At 40.9% G+C, this 19,181-nt stretch carries 12 protein-coding genes and 1 other annotated feature (1 of these 13 cut by a window edge); of the genes, 3 read left to right on the forward strand and 9 right to left on the reverse strand.

Features of this window, described 5'->3' with window-relative positions; translation table 11 throughout:
• Positions 1-12: 12 nt before the first annotated feature.
• From CUU66_RS08915 to CUU66_RS08930, 4 genes are read right to left on the reverse strand one after another with little or no spacing between them, the layout of a single operon-like run.
• On the reverse strand, positions 13-1,677 hold the full coding sequence (locus tag CUU66_RS08915; protein ID WP_101641337.1) for a GspE/PulE family protein: 1,665 nt from the start codon (positions 1,675-1,677) through the stop codon (positions 13-15).
• Between the two features lie 25 nt (positions 1,678-1,702).
• Complete coding sequence (locus CUU66_RS08920) at positions 1,703-3,085, reverse strand: VanW family protein (protein WP_101641338.1); 1,383 nt, start codon at positions 3,083-3,085, stop codon at positions 1,703-1,705.
• 19 nt (positions 3,086-3,104) lie between these two features.
• Positions 3,105-3,842: a PRC-barrel domain-containing protein gene (locus tag CUU66_RS08925; RefSeq protein WP_101641339.1), complete on the reverse strand. Its 738-nt coding sequence runs from the start codon at positions 3,840-3,842 to the stop codon at positions 3,105-3,107.
• 30 nt (positions 3,843-3,872) lie between these two features.
• Positions 3,873-5,366, reverse strand: coding sequence for a hypothetical protein (locus tag CUU66_RS08930; protein WP_101641340.1), 1,494 nt, complete (start codon positions 5,364-5,366; stop codon positions 3,873-3,875).
• Between the two features lie 138 nt (positions 5,367-5,504).
• Here CUU66_RS08930 and CUU66_RS08935 point away from each other — a divergent pair, with 138 nt between their 5' ends.
• Genes CUU66_RS08935 through CUU66_RS08945 form a run of 3 tightly spaced genes read left to right on the forward strand, consistent with a single transcriptional unit; the run spans position 5,505 to position 8,274 of the window.
• Positions 5,505-5,987 carry a type IV pilus modification PilV family protein gene (locus CUU66_RS08935; protein WP_101641341.1) on the forward strand — a complete coding sequence of 161 codons (483 nt, stop codon included), beginning with the start codon at positions 5,505-5,507 and terminating at the stop codon, positions 5,985-5,987.
• Positions 5,980-6,621, forward strand: coding sequence for a type IV pilus modification PilV family protein (locus CUU66_RS08940; RefSeq protein ID WP_101641342.1), 642 nt, complete (start codon positions 5,980-5,982; stop codon positions 6,619-6,621). The genes CUU66_RS08935 and CUU66_RS08940 overlap by 8 nt, the downstream gene beginning before the upstream one ends.
• Before the next feature lie 12 nt (positions 6,622-6,633).
• Positions 6,634-8,274, forward strand: coding sequence for a hypothetical protein (locus CUU66_RS08945; RefSeq protein ID WP_101641343.1), 1,641 nt, complete (start codon positions 6,634-6,636; stop codon positions 8,272-8,274).
• Positions 8,275-8,295: 21 nt separating this feature from the next.
• Here the strand turns inward: CUU66_RS08945 and CUU66_RS08950 are convergent, their stop codons facing one another.
• The 5 genes from CUU66_RS08950 to CUU66_RS08970 all read right to left on the reverse strand — a co-directional run bounded on the left by CUU66_RS08950 (position 8,296) and on the right by CUU66_RS08970 (position 19,035).
• A complete protein-coding gene (locus CUU66_RS08950) occupies positions 8,296-9,216 on the reverse strand; it encodes an ankyrin repeat domain-containing protein (RefSeq protein ID WP_101641344.1) in 921 nt (306 codons plus the stop codon).
• Between the two features lie 75 nt (positions 9,217-9,291).
• Positions 9,292-12,771, reverse strand: coding sequence for a DUF5057 domain-containing protein (locus tag CUU66_RS08955; RefSeq protein WP_180955223.1), 3,480 nt, complete (start codon positions 12,769-12,771; stop codon positions 9,292-9,294).
• Between the two features lie 101 nt (positions 12,772-12,872).
• Positions 12,873-14,582 (reverse strand): sensor domain-containing diguanylate cyclase, encoded by a 1,710-nt coding sequence (locus tag CUU66_RS08960; RefSeq protein WP_101641346.1) that lies wholly within the window; start codon positions 14,580-14,582, stop codon positions 12,873-12,875.
• A 294-nt stretch (positions 14,583-14,876) separates the two neighbouring features.
• Positions 14,877-16,169 (reverse strand): bifunctional folylpolyglutamate synthase/dihydrofolate synthase, encoded by a 1,293-nt coding sequence (locus CUU66_RS08965; protein ID WP_101641347.1) that lies wholly within the window; start codon positions 16,167-16,169, stop codon positions 14,877-14,879.
• Positions 16,170-16,407: 238 nt separating this feature from the next.
• Entirely contained in the window at positions 16,408-19,035 is a 2,628-nt protein-coding gene (locus tag CUU66_RS08970; RefSeq protein WP_374702985.1) for a valine--tRNA ligase, read from the reverse strand.
• 93 nt (positions 19,036-19,128) lie between these two features.
• Positions 19,129-19,181 (reverse strand) — a binding site (T-box leader) (it continues 191 nt past the right edge of the window).

Raw genomic sequence — 19,181 nt, forward strand, 5'->3', positions numbered from 1 at the left:
TTTATGTCTCCTCTACTCAGGTATAGCAACCCTTAGTATTTCCTCTGTTGTTGTCAGGCCCTGCTTTACCTTAAGCAGTCCGTCATCTATTAAGAAAATCGTTTTATTTTTCACTGCAAGATCTCTGAGCCCCGTGAATGCTTCTCCATTCATGATGACCCGTTTCATTTCATCATTTAAAACAAGAATCTCATGTATCGCAATCCGGCCTTTATAGCCAGTCATATTGCAGGACGAGCACCCTTTTCCCCGGTTGATGCTTTGTATGGTCATACCTCGTTTTGCAAAAATTTCAATTTCCCGCTTTGTGGGAATCTGCTCCTTGGAACAGTCCCTGCAGACTCGTCTCACAAGGCGCTGTGCGACAATGCCGCTCAGAGAAGATGCGAGGAGGAAGGGTTCAACACCCATATCCATCAGCCGGGTAATGGTACTGATGGAATCATTTGTATGGATGGTGCTCAAGACGAGATGTCCCGTCAATGAGGCTCGGATTGCGATCTCAACGGTCTCTTTGTCCCGAATCTCACCCACCATAATAATATTCGGATCCTGTCGCAGAATGGAGCGCAGTCCAGCGGCAAACGTCATCCCTACATTCGGATTTACTTGGATCTGGTTAATTCCCTCCAGCTGATACTCCACCGGGTCTTCAACTGTAATAATATTTACTTCTTCACTATTTAATCGGTTTAACGCTGCATATAATGTTGAGGATTTCCCTGAGCCGGTTGGCCCTGTAATCAGGACAATGCCAGTTGGTTTTTCAATCATATTCATAAAACGCTGGAGATTCAGCTTATTGAACCCAAGCTGATTTATATCATTCAGGGAACTTCCTAAATCAAGGATCCTAAGCACCATTTTTTCACCATAAATCGTAGGAAGCGACGCAACCCGGAGATCCACTGGATGGAAATCAAGATTGATCTTAATCCTCCCGTCCTGGGGTGTCCTGTGCTCTGTAATATCCAGATTAGCCATGATTTTGATTCTTGCAGTCAGCACACTCTGCATGTGCTTCGGCAAAACTCGTTCTACCCGCAGAACTCCATCCACTCGATTTCGTATGACTACTTTTGTTTCCTGCGGGTCTATGTGAATGTCACTGGCTTTTTGAGTGACGGCATCCGAAATAATCTGGTTGACCAGCCTGACAATGGGTGAGTCCTGATCGGTAATTTTATCTTCTTCAACCGTTTCCTGCGGGACAGAAGTCTCTCCCAGTAATTCTTCAAAGCCTTCATCCGTGTCGTAGTATTTTTGAATAGCGCGGAGAATATCGTCTTTTGTAGCTATAGCCGCCTCTATTTGAAATCCCGTAGAAAGCCTTAAATCATCGAGTGCATAAAAGTCCATTGGATCTGCCATGGCAATATAAAGTTTTTCTCCATCCCTTTTAAGGGGAATCAGCAGATTCCGCTTTGCGTACTCCTTTGAGACAAGAGAAAAAAGCTTTGTATCAAAGGGAAATCGGTAAAGGCTTACATGAGGTATTCCAAGCTGGAATTCAAGAACCTCAATTAACTGCTGTTCAGTAATGTAACCTTTCTGCAGCAGCACATCGCCCAGCTTCTGTCCCGAGCTTTTTTCCTTTAAAGCGGAATGAAGCTGATCTTGAGTGATAAGACCAGCTTCAACTAATAAATCTCCAAGGCGCTTTCGGGTTTGTGTCATTGTTTATCCCCGCCTTTATCTTTTTTTATTTTTGTGGACTGTTTGTTTCTGTTTCCTCTTCTTCTTTCACGCCGCTTTGCGGATCTATATTCTCTGAATCCTGGTTGTTTTCCACTTGCTCATCTTCAGGGATTTCTTGCTCGTCTAACCCCTCTTCATCCTCTGAATCTTCTTCATTTATTTCTTCGTCCTGTGACTCACTATCAGCTGTAGAATCATCTTCCGAAATTTCTCCTTCGCTTTCAAGCTCTGGGAGCGGGATGAATAAACCTGTGTCAACTATACTGAAAAGGGGTGCGTAAAAATCCTCTGAGATCAATACACTTTTTAGCTGTTTCCCTGATTCGTCCGAAGTTTTTCTATAAATGTTAATGATTTGTCCCGCTTTACCTTCATCTTCTACTGCAGTCTGAAGGAATGACAATTGGGACTTAAAATGAACAATCGTTTTGGGATCAAAGGTTTTTTCACCAGTCTTCGTTAGATCGTACTTGTATAAAAACGGCCTTCCCAGTAATTTAACCGTTAAACGATCATCTTCCATCGCAAAGGCCAATGTAAAGGTGTATTTATTCGGATTGGCAAACATGAGATCTAGGTTTTTCTTTGAATCGGCTTTCGACTCGAAACCCAGCTGTGCATAATCTGGCAGCTCCCTGCTGATATGGCGCTCGATGATTTCAAAATTTGATTTCAAAATTGCTTCATAGACCGCTGTAGCCAGCCTGCTTTGCGCCTCAGTTGTCAGCTTTTTATCCAGCTTCTTAAGCAGATGGTCCTGGAGTGAAAATGGAGTCTGGCTTCCAATTTCCACTTCCGGCATAGATTTTGCGAAGATTGCCAGCTCAGTCGCGTTTTGCCCTCCATCTACTGCTGCCTTATTAATTACTTCTTCTTTATCGGAGCCCGGAATATAACTCTCGAGGCCAAATACATAGCTTCCCGGCTCAAGCATGGTCGAACTGACCAGCAGATCTGACTTTAGTCTGTCTTTTTCCAGATTATCAGCCGATAGGCTTTCCGAAACACTACGGATCATCTTATCCAGGCTGGATTCCGGCAGACTGACAGATGCCAGATTTTTGCTGCCAGATTGTATTCCAGAAATTGTTTTTGGAATATTGAAATGGAAATCCTTCTTACTGACAGAGATTTTTTTCTCTTTAAAAGAAAAAAAGATTTTTGTAGATTTTTTCCACTCATTTGTTTTTGCAGTTACCAGTTTTTCAGCTTGTGCTTCACTTTTCCCTGATACATCCACAGTCCCTATGTATGTTCCCTTTTCGTAGGTTACGGTGGAGTCAATCAATGAATGATAGGCACTGGCGCCAAAATGTGAGAAACAAAAAATGTAGGCAGTTGCCACAAAAAGAGCTGCAAAAATTTTAATCTGATCCTGATTTCTCACGCTTTACTCCCCGCTTTACTTAGCCTTCGACATTCATTGAGAGTTCGACTATAACTCCAGGACCTTCTTCCTGAGCTCTTGTGATATCCCCTGATTCTAAGATCGTTCCCTCTGGGAAGAGTTCTTCACCCCTGCCAGAATAAATCGTTTTGGTTACTCTTTTACCGCTTAACAGTTCAATCTGTTTTTCTCTTATTGTTTGCAGGTCTTCGCCAGTCTGCTCCATTTGGCTGTCTTCAGCAAGGGTTGCATAGGCTGGATCAAGCTTCTCGGCTACCTCGACGAAGTTATCCTGAGCTTCTTCCTGAACAATAATAATGTCTTTTCCATAAGTCAGGACCCATTCTGTGGGAAGGAGCTTCTCTTCACCTCGGACATTTAAAATCATGCCGATCACATGACCGTCCTCTTCATCCGTAAAGAACTCAATTGCCTCACCCAAAAGCTGTCCTTTTCTTGTCATGACCCGGGTATTATTGATTTGAATGTTTTTTGTAACGAGCTGGTTGACTACAGGAACCTCGGTAAGGTCAATTACAGCATTTGCATTTTCTATGGTTAAAGCAAATTCTCCTATGCCGACTACCTTTTTAAACGGAATTGCCTTGATATTCTCTTCCCATTCCTCGTGCTGAATGGTAAGGAATTCAATCGTCCCTTTTTCCGGATTTAATACTAGTGACTCGACTGATCCAATTTGAACTCCATCATTAATACTGATTATAGGAAGCCCCGCAATTTCCGCGCTTTTTTTCATCATTACCACACCTGTCTTCTATTTTTGTCATTACATGCAATACGTTTCTCTTAAAAATTTTATTTCACTCAGGATAATCGGGAACTGGCTGTATTTCGAAGACAGATCCTCAAGCAAATCACTTAAACTGTCACGATTCTTCTGCTGAACAAGCTCTTCTATTAATAGATTGGCAAACACATAGTAATCAACCTGTGCCAGTCCGGGATGCATATGCTGGCGTATAAGATTAAGATACGAATCGGAATCCAGCTGCTTTTTGGAAAGAGCAAGCTGTTCAAGCATCGTCTGAAGTATTTCTCTCTGTATAAGTTTTGGAGCTGATTCCTCTGGTTCCACTTCACGAATACCAGGAAGCGCTGCAGTTTCCAGCGAGTTTAATTCCTCAGCCTCTGGATGTTCAACAACCATTTCTGTCTCAGCAGAAGCTTCCTGTTTAACCAAATGTTCGTCATCCTGAGAAGATATTTCATCTTCCTGTTCGTGAACAGTTTCTATTTCATCAGAAGCATTTTGGTTATCATAAAGCTGAGCATTTTGAGAAGGCAATTCAAGTTGTTCTATATCAGCGGTCATTTCCAGCTGATGGATCTGTTTAGTTTGAAGCTTACCCTCGTTTTTGCCCTTAAGATCAGTTTCTTCAATCTCTTCCAGGCCCCATTCATTCTGAAATACTTTTTCCTCTAAGGAGCTTTCAGTTTCCAGCTGCAGTTCTCTTTCGTCAAAAATCTCCAGGAACTCCTCAGTCCCTAACTGAACATTATCTTCTTTAGAAAGAGACTCTTGTTGAGCTGGTTCAAGGGATATAATGTCAAGTTCATTGTTACTTTCTTCCTGGAAGTTATCTGTTTCAAGAATTTCCATTTGTTGAAGATCTTCCTGGTTTCCAGCTGCTGCTTCTTTAGAAGCCTGAGCTTCTGCCTGCTCCACGAGCTGTTCAATTTCAGAAAGTGGGCTGATCGATTCCTCCACAGCTGACTCCCCGCTGCTTTCTACAAACGTTTCACCAGTGGCTTCTGTCTTAAAGTTTTCAGCAAAAACTAGAGTATCCAGCCAGCCGTCTTCATAATTACTCTCTTCCGCAGCGTTCTCTTGCTTTTCATTATGTTCTTCTACAATTCTATCGATATCGATTTCTATGAGTTCTTTTTCATTTTCTGCATCTGAATCATACTGTAAATCTATTTGATCTGCAGGATCTATCTGAATGCTCGCTGGATATGAAACGGCTGCTGCAGGAGCAAACTGTTCCTCCGCTTTGCTGTCTTCGGCTCCCTTTACAGAGAAAAAAAGATTGAGCTTTTTTCCGTAAAGAAATGCGGTCAGAATAACTAGAAGCAGGGATAGTAATATCGTCTGCTGCAAGGGAAAACTGGAATTGGCAGCAAGCAGCCCAATATTTGATATAAAAAAAGCGGCCGCTCCTATAAGCATTTTTCCTTTCAAACTCATTCCCATTTTCAAAAATACCAGGACCGGAATAAGCACAATGAGGGATGCACACGCCAGCAAAAAGGATGTCAATCGACCCACCTCTTTTATTTCTATTTTTATCAAATTCTACCTTTAATACTAAATTTCTTCCTAAAAATACAATTATCGACTATTTGTTATTGTATAATAAAGTCAAGTATTTTGAAAGAAGAGGAAGTACATAAATCTATGAAAATTTTAAATAAATCTGATGGATTCAGCCTCCTTGAGGTGTTGATAGCGATAACCATTTTAGGGATTTTTCTTTTATCGATTATGGGTTTTTTTAACCAGGCCTATGATTATACGAAAAGAAATGAAAGCAAGACTGTGGGAATTAACGTAGCGAGAAACGTGTTGAATTATATCGAACGCCAGGACTACGAGGCTGTAAAAAAGACTTACTTTCCAGCAAAATCGACTGCCAGCGTTCAGCTTACCTTACAGAACTGCCTAGAAGATACTAAAGTCTTTCAAGGAAGCTGCCAATCTATATTCCAATCTAAGGTCAATAATGTCACGTATGAGGCAAAAGTGATTCTTAACAAGCCGCTATTTGAGAAGAACAGTGAGAACGAACCGGATCCAAACTATTTTTATATGCCAGTAGAAGTAGAGGTTACCTGGGGCGGCCATCAGACTTCGGTAAGAGGAGTACTAAAAAATGACTAATAAATCGCTATTCAGCCAGCGCGGGATCACTCTTATCGAGGTGCTGATTACCATCGTAGTATCAGCTATTGCCTTGACGCTGATTTATTCCGTTTTTGCTACCGGGATCAAGCTGTATCAGAAGATCGAAGTGGAGGGACAGATAAGAGATGATGCAGATTATTTAGCGGCAATGATTTTAAATGAAATGTACACAACCCCTCCTTCCTATGTAGAGTATGAAGAATCTAAACCAAACTTAATTAAGCTAGTGCGTTTACAAGATAAAGCCATTGAAGGCTATTTGGTCGAAGATTCTGCTGCTCCCCAAAAAACGACTGATATATCCATTAATCAAAATAATTTAATCATTCAACGTGGAAGTGAAGGAGAGACGATCATTGACTCTCTAACTGCTCAACTGACCAGTATGAACAAGGGGGAATCTAATGAACGTTCTTCATCCCTCGAGGTGCGGGGAGGGCGGGACTGCAGGCAGGTGCCAAAGAAAAATGCGATGGGTGAAAGAATAGAAGTAACTCAATGTACTCATGGAACGATTGATTTAACCCTTATACTAACGGACAGCCCTCATCAGCAAGGATCTATAATAAAAACGGAACCGCTTGTTCTAGAAAGCTCTTTTGGTTTTTAACGAGGTGAAAGAATGCAGAAATTAAAAAATGAATCCGGAACCGCCCTAGTGACTGTGATGCTGGTTTTTTTAATATTTACTGTACTAGGAATTACATTGATGTCCATTACCATCGGGGGAACCAAGCGGACAGAAGTGAGGGAAACAGAGATAACCGGAAATTTGGAATCTATCAAAGCAGTAAAAGAAGGCACGTCTTTGGTACAGGCATATGTTGATAAGTATGAGGCAGAGCTTGTATCAAAGGACGTCACCCATTTTAATTCAAAATTCAAATCGGATATCATTCAGGAAATAAATGGACGTGATCTGCCATTTAAGGTAAATGATCTCTCAGAAACCTACAAAAATCAGATTGGTACGAACAGTTTTACAAAAGTCTTGGAGGTCTCAAGTGATGCTCATCGGCAAAAGGTTTATATTACTGCCATGCCAAGCTTCCTAAAATATGCGCTTGGTTCGCGTTCTTCACTCACTATAAACGGATCCCCGATCCTTGAAGGAAACTTATATTCTTCCGGGCCCCTTCAAATAAGCAGGGATGCAAATTATAAATACGAATCCAAATATTTTACTGTTTCGACCGACCTGCCATCGATGAAAGATCCAGTAAATTCAAGAGTGACTGTAGAGGCGGATTCTATCAACCTGTGCAAAAGCCCAGGCTGTTATACACCTACCTCTGCAGGCTGGGATAAGAATGAAAGCAGCTGGACATCGATCAGTCCTGGTCAAATTCAGGATGCTTTCAGTCCTCACGCGCCTGTATATGAAAGCGATAAAAGCAATTTTGTAGACGTGGACATTCCTAAAACCTTTTTGGATAAATTAATTGAATGCGGATATAATCCTGCTCCATTTGGGGAGTCATTCACAGATACGCAGAAAATTTCAGCCTTGAAGGATGCTGTGGCTGCAAATCCTGTGCCAGGGGATATTAGTGTTATTACCAATTTCCGTAACCTTAAAGATTACCCGAATACGAAAGGATTTATATACAAAGGAAATGCAAAAATTGATACAGATGCCCTTGAAATCAATTCTAATCAATGGATGATCATTGATGGTGATGCAGCGATAGAAAGCAGCCTTTTAAATAGAATGGATGTTAAGGCTAATATCTTAATAACTGGTAACCTGGTTATTTCAGGACATGTAACGTTTAATTCCGTCATTTATGCCCTTGGAGATACTACACTCATGAACGTAAATATTTCCTGTTACAAGGATTCCTGTAAAGATCAAGACCAAAATAATAATGAGGATACTGTCCTTATCTTAATAACACAGGGGAACCTCCAGATTTCTCGAATTAATAGCTTCCTTGATGTTCTTCAAAAGAATACAAATAAAATTAAAGGCTATTTATACACGGCTTCGAAAGCTGATATATTCGCTGTCGGATCTTTATTAAATGTGGAAGGCGGCGTTTTTTCGAATGAGGATTTGGTTGTTAACAGCTATAGAGGGGATGCAAAAGGAGGGACTGCCGATTTAAGCTTCACCGCTCATACTGAGGCTGAAGATTCCAGGCTCACCATAAGCAATAACAAACGTCTTTTCCTAAACCAGCTTCAGGGACTTCCCCGAGTGAATGGACTTGAAGTGATACCCGAAATTCTTGAAAAAACTAATAAAAAGGCTGAACCCTGATCCTAGGGTTCAGCCTTTTTATTAACTTAATAAGTCCACTATGTCTTTATGCTTCCATTGACGAGCATAATCAGCCGCTGTTTTTCCTTCTTTACTCCTAAGGCCAGCAGCAGCACCATGTTTTAGCAAGATTTTAACCGCCTCTGTATCACCGTATTCACTTGCGTACATAAGGGCTGTATGTCCATGAATATCTTGATCATTGATATGGTCCCGATTAATCTTAAGCAGGAACTTCAGCATGTCATGCACACTGTTGCTTGCCGCCAGAATGATTAATGATTTTTTTTCGGAATTCAACTTAGTGAATCTTTCTGGATTTTTAGCTGCGATTGCTTCCACAGCAAGAGGCTGATTGCTTAAAGCTGCAAGTTCCACGGGAGTATTTCCAAGGTTATTAGCCATATCGTCATCTATACCTGCCTCTTCTAACATTCGGATGACATCAGGATCTCCCTTGCCGCTTGCAATATGAAGAGCATTATTTCCTTCTATATCGGTTAAATTTATTGCCTCGGGAAAATTCTTTAGGACCGCTTCAATCATTCGGATCCTTTTGTTTCTTTGGTCTTTTGTCTGTTTCACAGTTTGTAAATAATCAGGAAGAGACAGGGCGGCCTGAACTACTATAGGAACTTGGGATTTTGCATTTATTTTTCCTTGTTTTTTGATAAGGTAAACTGCAATGTCATATTGCTGATATTGAAATGCATATTCAAGAGGAGTTTTCGCTTCCTCTTTCGTTACAAAATTAACTGTATCTAAATCCTTGGCTGCCTCCCTGACTTTTTTTAAATTCCCCGTTATGATAGATTCTATTAATTCCTGCTTGGTAACAGAATCCTTTGTCGCCAAGGTTGGCTTCATTTGGTTCAGGAATATTCCAACCGAGAGCAAGACCATCACTAGTAAAACACTCGCTATTATGAGCTTCTTTTTCATATATTCTCCTTATAGTCTGCACTCTGCAGTAAACGAATAAGCAGCCATAACTGTGCGTTATGGCTGTCAGCTATATTAATACAATGAATCTCCATGATCTTCTTCTTTAGGCATTACAACCTGCACCATACAGCTTGCCTTAAATTCTTTGCCTTTATCATCTTTTACAGATACCCATATTTCAGACGAGCCAATTCGGTTCCCTAAAATTTTCCCGTCCTCTTGTATTTCTGCATAATAAGGGTCCTTGGATACGTACTGAAAGCTGTCTTCGTTAACATTAGTAGCATCCTTTGGCGTTCGTACAAGGTAATTTGTTATGGAAGTGAATTTTCCTTTTTCGATTTCAATTTTTTTCGGTAAAGAGATTCCAAGCAATGGCTGTCCTACATTAACAGTAACCTCTGCCTTCACTCTCCCATTTGGGGTAGAAATAATCACCTTTGTACTTCCTGTGCCGATGCCTTTGATTTTTCCATCACCTAGATATTCAACAATGGTGCTGTCGGCGACTTCCCAATTGAGCTGTCTGTTTGTAGCATTACTTGGTTCTACGGAAGCTTTTATTTCTGCTGTTTCATATTTGTTCATATCTATTTTGTCAGGGTCCACATTAATTTTTGTAACAGGCACTTCCTTCACAGTAATCGTGATTTTCTGGGTATCCTTAACTCCCTCAGAATTCACCCCAGAGACAGTCAAAATAGTTTCTCCTTCTTTTAGCCCTGTAACAGTAAAATCAGTTTTGTTAATCTTAACGACACTCTGTCCATCTTCCGGTACAAGTTCAAGCGAGTTTCTCGCTTCATCATTTGGAAGAACCTTAATCGGAAGCGGCTTCGTTTCATCAACATGAAGTGTAATGTCTTCTGCTTTAAATTCAACAGGGATCCTGACAGTTACAAGAGAGCGTATTTCTTTAACAGTTCCAAACACGTCTGTAACTCTTACCCTGATATACGTACTGCCTTCACGTACAGCCTCTGCTGTACCTGTTTCTCGGTCAAGCTTTATAATACTGCCGCTGCTTTCATCGCTCCATTGGACATCTTTTATACCTGCATTACCAGGATCCATTTGTAAATCCAATGCAAAATTCTTCGTATTCCCTTTATTCAGCACAAAGCTTTCGGGGAAAATCAAGTTTCTCAGCTCTATATCTGTAGTTATAGTTAACGGATTGAACTCAGCAGTGATACTTTTGTTATTTGCATCGTTATATTTTAGTGATGAGTCTTTCAATATATATGTCTCTTTTTCAGCTGGCCGGATTCCGACTGTAAAGGTAACAGGCTCAGCTTTAAATATAGTTCCCTGTCTTTTATAAATAATGTTTTCCAGCGTTTTTGTATAAATTACTCCTGACGCAGCAGTCCCTGTTTTTACTCCATTGGATAAGACTTCAATCCCCTTCGGAAACTCCTCCCTGAATACAGGGCCAGATATAACGATAGTGTCTCCTTTAACGGCAGCAGCAACAAGGCCCGTAATATCTTTGGGAGTTACTTCATACGTTATGACGAGTTCCTCACGAGTTTTGATGATTCCGGTTTTATTAACGGTTCTATTAACGTCTAAATGGGTCTGCAGCTTTTCAACTTTCAAGGTTACCGTTTTTTCACTTACGGCACCTCTGTCATCAGAAGCGACAATCTTAAGGACCGCATTGCCTCCATCAGGCATAGAATGCTGGATAGAATTTGTCAGAGTGGTTCCACTCGGAATACCTGTTTTCGAATCTACCAGTTTATCATTCAAGTATACTTTTGTGTTAATCTTCTTGTCCTTCAGATCATAATCCTGCACCTGATAAGAAAGCTCAATGTTTTGATTAGAAGGGATCACTGCCTGGTCAGCCGGCGAGAGAACAGTTATCGCAGGTGCATGATTTGATCCTAAAAAGGCCCGGTACATTGTATTGACAAACAGTTCCTGCTCCTCAATTGGAAACCCTGTACTAGTATGGCCTGTCCCAGAATACGTGATATTCCCTTTAGAATACGTATAATAGTGGTTCCAGCTGTCATTAACATCACGCTTATCGGAGCTTCTATCCTCACTTATGATGTTATACCATGGAATCACTTCAGGGTCTTCCAGATCGAGCGTATAATACTGGTTGTGAGTCGTTGCAATCTGGACATTATCATCCAGCCTGAATGGATAATTGGTTATTAAACCCTCATTTACTTTGGCTGTTTTTGTAGAAGTATTTGGTGCTCCAACCCCTAAGTCAGTTCTTGGTGTCTTTTGTCCAGTAATAGCTGTAAAATTATTAACCCAATTATTCCCTGAGCTGTATATAGTATCATGGGTGAACATTACACTTTGTTTTGATTCAATGTATTTTTTCAAGGAAGCTACTGCATTGTTATTAATATTTGCTCCATTATATACATCAGCAAATCCGAAAATAACCATGTCATATGAACCATTAATATTACTGTGTGAGTATTTTCCCGTGCTTCCGTTAAATGTGCTCATATTTGTTGTATCTATTGATATGCGATATTCACCGTCTCTATATAACTTGCTTTGCTTCATATTACTTTCATACTTCAGGCTGCTGCTTGTATTGGTGTCCTTCATGATCTGTAAAACTTTGAGATCAACTAATTGGTCTTTAAATTTTGTTAAACCTTTCTGATATTCTTTTAGATTGGTTGAGTTATCAATAAGCTCTAATTTCCAATATCGGAGCCCGGAATATCCCTTAGGGAGCTTGTATGAAATCATGGACGCCTTAGTGGTGATTGGTTTCTCTGCAACTAGTTCATCTGGTTCGTAACGGTCATTGAAATCGGAGTCTATATAAAGCCTGGCCTTTAGATCTTTTGTCCTGACATCCTCAGGTTCCAATACGTTAAGCGTAAAGGACAAACTTTCGCCAGGAGTAAATGTTTTTTCTGGATCTGGTTTCTGCGTTAATTCAAACCTCGGCCTAGGTATATAATCCTTCTTTAAAAAGTTACGCAAATGAGAGATCAATTCCTGGTCTTTATCATTCCCATTTGAATTGTAATAGATAATATTAGATTTATATTCTTTGTCAATATCTCCAAATTTACTTCTTAATATAGTGGAACTTTTTGCTTTCATTGTTACACTATCAAGGATAACAGGCTGGTTTTTTTCTATAAATTTCGTAATAATCTCATCTGCTCGCAGATTTGTGATATCATTCTTTACATTTGTTGTATTGTGAGTTTTTCCGCTGACTTCAGCTGAGCTGTAACTGCCCTCCATTATAGCAATAATGTCATACTGGCCATCAAGCTCATCTCTCAATGCAACAAACCTTTTCATTGTCATAACCTTATGATCAAATTTGTTAAGCTCACTGCCTAATATAGGAGCTAATATAGAGCTGCCATTGTCGATAATTTCAAGGATCTTCAGCTTCGGGGTATAACTTGGAATATCGTTTCCGTTTCCATAGGAAACGGAAGCTATTGACTTGATGGGATTAGGAGATAGGAAAGAAAAGATAATTATTAAAGTTAGGCAATAATAGAAGGTTTTTTTATCATGTGTTATGCTCCTAATGAAACTCAAGGAGTGATTCCCGAATTTCAACATTTTTTCTATAATAGATCTCTATAATATTTGCTTATAAATAAATCCCGCCAAAGACGGGATGATTATTAATAAATTATTTACTTCACATACTCTGCCACACGATTTCTCCCAGCTTTTTTAGCCCCCATATACATGGCTCTGTCCGCATGACGGACGAGTGACAGCGGATCCTCTGAGTCTTGAGGTGCTGAGGCAACTCCGATGCTGGCTGTTATGTATACTTCAAGCTCCGTCCGTTTTTCGTTTAGGTCGGAGTGAAGTTTAAAAGGCTTCATTTCTATGCTTTTACGGATCGATTCTGCAAGTACGTATGCTTCACTCTTTATATAGTCTGGAAGCAGGATAACAAATTCCTCGCCGCCATAACGGGCTACTGTTCCGTTTGTGCCTATAATATCCTTCAGTCTGCTGGCCATCTGGAATAAAATGTCGTTTCCGCTTTGATGTCCATACGTGTCATTTACTGATTTAAAGTGATCCAGATCCAATAGGATTAAACTTAAGTTATGTATGTTGCCTGTCTCGATCCGTCCATATTCCTTTTGGAGAAGTTCTTCGAAGTAACGGTAATTATAGACTCTTGTAAGGGCACAAATTTCGCTGTTTTTCTTCGTTTCCTCATGGAGCCTTGCATTTTCAATTGCGACGAATAAATGGGAACACAAGATATCAACCAGTGTGAGATGATATTTTTCAAAGGCTTTTTCCTGATGGGAAGCTAATGTAATCACCCCGCAAGGCTTATTCTTTCTCATGATAGGTACGGAAAGAATACTTTCTACCGCTGGCGGAACATTAGAAGTCTCCAATTTATTTGCTTGTGTCTGTGAGTTTAAGATAATGGGTCTGCCAGATTTGTAGACAGACCGGCTGATTCCCGTATACGGCTTTACAGACAGGGTATCAGCACGATCTTCACTTTCAGACGAACAAATCAGCGCCAAGTCCTCATCCTGGTATTCATATACATAGGCGTAGTCAATCGGGAGGAGATCCGTTATTTTCTGCAGAAAAATATCAAGCACCTTTTCGACATTGAGAATTCCTGTTATTTGGTGACCGATGTCGCTGGTCTTTTGCAGGGCCCTATTCATATTTCCTGTCGAATTATACAGCCTTAAAACTCCTGTCAGGCACACATACGGAATGCCCACTAGCAGGATTGAGATAATACCGAGCTCCTTATAAAGCATATAAAGCGCAAGGCCTATCGGAAACGCTACAGCAGCAGAAGTTACAACATCCCAGAGGAAATCACTGATCCCAAATACCTTTCGATCTTTAAAAACAAAGAAAAGGATGGATGACAGGAAAATCTGATTTAAGATAAAGGCTGCTGCTTCATATCCAGTTATCGGAATGAATTCTCCTAAATTTCCAAAATTCGGATTATGGTTTCCTCCAAGCATATAGAATGTGACAGCACTGCCAAGTGAAATGTAGAAAAACATAAGTGAATTCAAAGGATATCGATAAATAGATTCGCCTCGAACCCTAAGGTTAATCAGCATCACCATGGTGGCGATCTGAGTCAGAACAAGCTCTGTAGCTAATCCAAAAATGAGAAATACCGCCAGTGAAACTCCCTGAGAAACGACTACCGGTATTTTATTAATCATGATTGGGATACAGGAAACAATGCTCATTAAAATAAGAAATGCAATTACATCCAGTTCTTTACCAGTGACTTGTGGAGGAAATGCAGCATAAACTAGCCAAAAGCTCGCTGGTATCAGCAGGAACCACAAAATCCATATAATCATTCTATTTCTTTTTGATACCCGCAACACTGCACCCCCTGATGCAAATGGCAACACCACATTACATTTTCTTAGGATTTTAGTCTTAATTTTACAGTAATTTTAACAAATTTTCTCAATTTTGTCATACATCTTTATTAAAATATAGTTAAAAAGTTTTACTTCACATTCTTAATTTAGACACCGCCGACAGAAGGCAGCAGGTCAAATTGAGTAAATTCGAGTGAGATAAAAAAATCCAGCCAGTAAGTTGATCATAAGAAATACAAGTAATTCTCAGAGGAACATAAACAAAAATTGGTTTTTCTATCTTTTGAACACTTATAGCTTTTCAAGCAGATAGCCCCTGGCCTCTGCAATGAAATAAAGAGAACCTGTTATAACAAGGGCTTGATCGCGGTCAAGCTGATCTATAGACGAATCCACGGCCTGTTTCCAATCCGGGAAAAGCTTTTTTCGCTGGTGGCAGCTATGTGAAAGCAGTTCTTCAGCAGATAAACTCCTGTACATTTCTATTTGGGTAAAAATCAGCTCTTTTGCCAGTGGTTCAACGATCGAAAGCATTTCTTGATAATCCTTGTCCTTTAGTACTGCCATAATAAAGGTAAAGTCTTTATCAGGAAATGTTTTACCCAGAGTCTCCACCAGGACGGTCATTCCATCCGGATTATGAGCCCCGTCCAAAATGACAAAGGGATTTTCGCTGATTACTTCAATCCGGCCCTTCCATTTTGCATTTGAGAGCCCTGACCTCACTGCTGTTTCACTTATGCTGAATCCCATTTCTTTCAGTAATTCAACCGCAGCGACTGCAAGTGAAGCATTCTCTATTTGATGCTCACCCAGCATGCTGATTTCTAAGGAATTCCACTCAGTTTTGCCAAACTTAAAGTTGAATATCTGCTTCTCAGGTAAAAAAGAGACTTTCTCCATCACAAAATCTCTGGATAAAGAAAGCATTTGTGCATGGGTCTCTCTAGCTTTATTGGCGATAACCTCATAAGCTTCCATTGCTAGGTCCCCTGTTATCACAGGAGTATTTTCTTTAATAATTCCCGCTTTTTCAAATGCAATTTTATCAAGTGTGCCGCCTAATATATCTGTATGTTCTAGTGAGATATTTGTAATGATGGACAACAACGGATGAATCACATTGGTGGAGTCCAGCCTGCCGCCCAATCCTGTTTCAAAAAGTACGACATCAGGCTTCTCATCTGCAAAATACATGAACGACAATACGGTTAATAGTTCAAAATACGTGATATGTTCTTCTTCGCCGCAGTCCTGCAGTGCTGGCACCAGCCGATTCATTAATCCTGTTATTTCTTGATCTGAAATCTCCCGATTATTGATCATGATTCGCTCATTCAGCCGTTCAATATGAGGAGACGTAAATGACCCGGCAGTAATTCCGGCAGACATCAATATTTCTTTTAAATAATTTAGTGTGGAGCCTTTGCCGTTGGAACCCGCAATATGTACAGATTGAAACTCCTTCTCAGGATGATTCAGCGCATCTAGAATGTGTTCCATTCTGGACAAGCCAAAATCCATGCCGAGCTGAAGTTCTTTTTGTTTAAAAAAGCTTTGGACCTCCGAAAAGTCTTTGAACATGAAAAAACCCTTCCTATATATATATATTGGTTCATAAACTTCTATTATCTTATCAAAGTTCGGGTGTTAGTTAAATACTGCCTAAAAGAATGTCTGGGGCAGCGAAGGTGTAAGTCCGCCGCTAGGCATACCCGCTTCTCGCACAGGAGGGCTGTTGCACCGCCGGCAAAATCATTCTTGAACTCTAACACAACCATGAAAAAAGCCGCCATACAATAGATACTGGCGGCTTTCTTCCTTACATTTGTTTTAAATCATTGATGCGGCTGATCACTGCATCACGTTTTTCACTATAATCTTTCTCTTTGGCTTTTTCTTCTTCGATTACTTTTGCCGGCGCTTTGGCCACAAAGCCTTGATTGCTCAGCTTTTTCTGAACCCGTTCCACTTCTTTGTTAAGTTTGTCGAGTTCTTTATTCAGACGCTGAATTTCTTCATCGATATTAATTAAGCCCTGTAGAGGCAGGATTAATTCGACTCCGGTTACGACAGCTGTCATTGCTTTTTCAGACGGCACGGCGTCCGTTCCGATCATTAATTCCTCAGGATTACAGAATCTTTCAATGTATGCGGCATTTTTATTTAAGATGGAAGCGATGTTTTCATCCTTCGCTTTCAAAATCAGCTTAATCTTTTTACTTAATGGTGTATTCACTTCAGCACGGATATTGCGGACAGAACGGATAATTTCCACTAACAGCTTCATTTCTTCTGCTGATTCTTCGTCCGTCAGCTCATCTCTAACCTCTGGCCAAGCAGCCGTTGTAATCGATTCACCGGAATGCGGCAGATTCTGCCAGATCTCTTCAGTGATAAACGGCATGAACGGATGCAATAGACGCATGGTGTGATCAAGTACATGTGCCAGGATGGAACGGGTTGTTTTCTTGGCTGCTTCATCTTCACCGTAAAGCGGCAGCTTCGCCATTTCAATATACCAGTCACAGAAGTCATCCCAAATGAAGGTATATAGGGCACGGCCCACTTCACCGAACTCGTATTTATCAGCAAGCCTTGTTACCGTTTCAATGGTCTGATTTAAGCGGGTTAAAATCCATTTATCTGCTACGGATTTTTCTCCTGTAAGATCAATCTCTTCGTACGTCATGCCTTCCATATTCATCAATGCAAAGCGGGAAGCATTCCAGATTTTATTCGCAAAGTTCCAAACAGATTCTACTTTTTCAGTTGAGTAGCGAAGATCCTGGCCTGGAGAGCTTCCAGTTGTCAGGAAGTAGCGGAGTGAATCGGCTCCATATTGGTCGATAACCTCCATTGGATCCACACCGTTACCCAGTGACTTACTCATCTTGCGGCCATCAGCTGCACGAACCAAACCATGAATCAGCACATCTTTGAAAGGACGCTCTTCCGTAAACTCCAGCCCTTGGAAAATCATTCGGGACACCCAGAAGAAGATAATATCGTATCCGGTTACCAGAGCACTTGTCGGATAGTAGCGCTTATAATCCGATGCTGCTTCATCCGGCCAGCCCATAGTTGAAAATGGCCATAGTGCAGAACTGAACCATGTATCAAGAACATCCTGATCCTGCTCCCAGTTTTCAAGATCTGCAGGAGGCTCCGTATCAACCAGGATTTCACCTGTTTCTTTATGATACCAGGCAGGAATCCGATGGCCCCACCACAGCTGGCGGGAAATACACCAATCGCGGATGTTTTCCATCCATCTCATGTACGTATTTTCGAATCGGTCTGGAACAAAGTTGACTTTTTCGCCTTCTTTTTGCTGAAGTTCGATCGCTTGATCAGCAAGGGGCTGCATTTTTACAAACCACTGAGTGGACAGATAAGGCTCAACTACAGCGTCGCTTCTCTCCGAATGGCCTACAGAGTGCATATGCTCTTCTATTTTGAAAAGAACGCCTTCTTCCTGAAGATCCTTGGTTATCTGCTTTCTGCATTCAAAGCGGTCCATACCTTGATACTTTCCTGCTTTTTCATTCATAGTGCCGTCTTCATTCATCACCAAAATGCGTTCAAGATTATGCCGGTTACCAATTTCAAAGTCGTTCGGGTCATGTGCGGGTGTTATTTTAACTGCCCCGGAACCAAACTCCATGTCTACATAATCATCGCCGACAATCGGTATCTCTCTGCCTGTGATGGGCAGGATAACCGTCTTCCCGATCATATGCTTATAACGGTCATCTTCCGGGTGTACAGCAACCGCCGTATCACCAAGCATAGTCTCAGGTCTTGTTGTTGCGATTTCAATGTGGCCGCTGCCATCGCTTAAAGGATACTTCATGTGATAAAAAGCACCCTGGACATCCTTGTGAATTACCTCGATATCTGAAAGAGCCGTCTTTGTAGCCGGGTCCCAGTTAATGATATATTCGCCTCTGTAAATGAGCCCTTTTCGATAAAGAGTAACAAATACTTCGCGAACGGCTTTAGAAAGCCCTTGATCAAGGGTAAACCGCTCTCGGGAATAATCCAGCCCGAGTCCCAGTTTAGACCATTGCTTACGGATATGGTCCGCATATTCTTCCTTCCATTTCCATGCTTCTTCCAAGAACTTTTCACGGCCTAAATCATATCGTGTTGTTCCTTGCTCTCGAAGCTTTTGCTCTACCTTCGCCTGGGTAGCAATTCCGGCGTGATCCATTCCCGGAAGCCATAAAACATCGTATCCCTGCATCCGTTTCATTCTTGTTAAGATATCTTGAAGCGTTGTATCCCAAGCATGCCCTAAATGCAGCTTTCCGGTTACGTTAGGCGGTGGAATCACGATTGTATATGGTTCTTTCGTTTCATCAGGTACAGCTTCAAAAAACTTGCCCTTCAGCCACCATTCATAGCGGCCTTTTTCGATTGACTGCGGATCGTACTTTGTCGGCATAGATAATTGATTTTCTTCCAAAGTCTTTTCCTCCTTCATTCTCCCTGCTGCTTGTCAGCAGAATTTTTTCCAAAATAAAAACTCCTTTCGCCTTAAAAGGACGAAAGGAGCTGATTTCGCGGTACCACCTTTTTTCCGGATAGAAA

This window comes from Peribacillus deserti (assembly GCF_002863585.1).
GTDB lineage: Bacteria > Bacillota > Bacilli > Bacillales > DSM-1321 > Paraperibacillus > Paraperibacillus deserti_A.

What these genes read in the sequence shown, in the direction of transcription:
- CUU66_RS08915 (WP_101641337.1), bottom strand. Translation starts at nt 1,677, where the DNA reads ATGACACAAACCCGAAAGCGCCTTGGAGATTTATTAGTTGAAGCTGGT.
- CUU66_RS08935 (WP_101641341.1), top strand. Translation starts at nt 5,505, where the DNA reads ATGAAAATTTTAAATAAATCTGATGGATTCAGCCTCCTTGAGGTGTTG.
- CUU66_RS08945 (WP_101641343.1), top strand. Translation starts at nt 6,634, where the DNA reads ATGCAGAAATTAAAAAATGAATCCGGAACCGCCCTAGTGACTGTGATG.
- CUU66_RS08940 (WP_101641342.1), top strand. Translation starts at nt 5,980, where the DNA reads ATGACTAATAAATCGCTATTCAGCCAGCGCGGGATCACTCTTATCGAG.
- CUU66_RS08950 (WP_101641344.1), bottom strand. Translation starts at nt 9,216, where the DNA reads ATGAAAAAGAAGCTCATAATAGCGAGTGTTTTACTAGTGATGGTCTTG.
- CUU66_RS08925 (WP_101641339.1), bottom strand. Translation starts at nt 3,842, where the DNA reads ATGAAAAAAAGCGCGGAAATTGCGGGGCTTCCTATAATCAGTATTAAT.
- CUU66_RS08970 (WP_374702985.1), bottom strand. Translation starts at nt 19,035, where the DNA reads ATGCCGACAAAGTACGATCCGCAGTCAATCGAAAAAGGCCGCTATGAA.
- CUU66_RS08965 (WP_101641347.1), bottom strand. Translation starts at nt 16,169, where the DNA reads ATGTTCAAAGACTTTTCGGAGGTCCAAAGCTTTTTTAAACAAAAAGAA.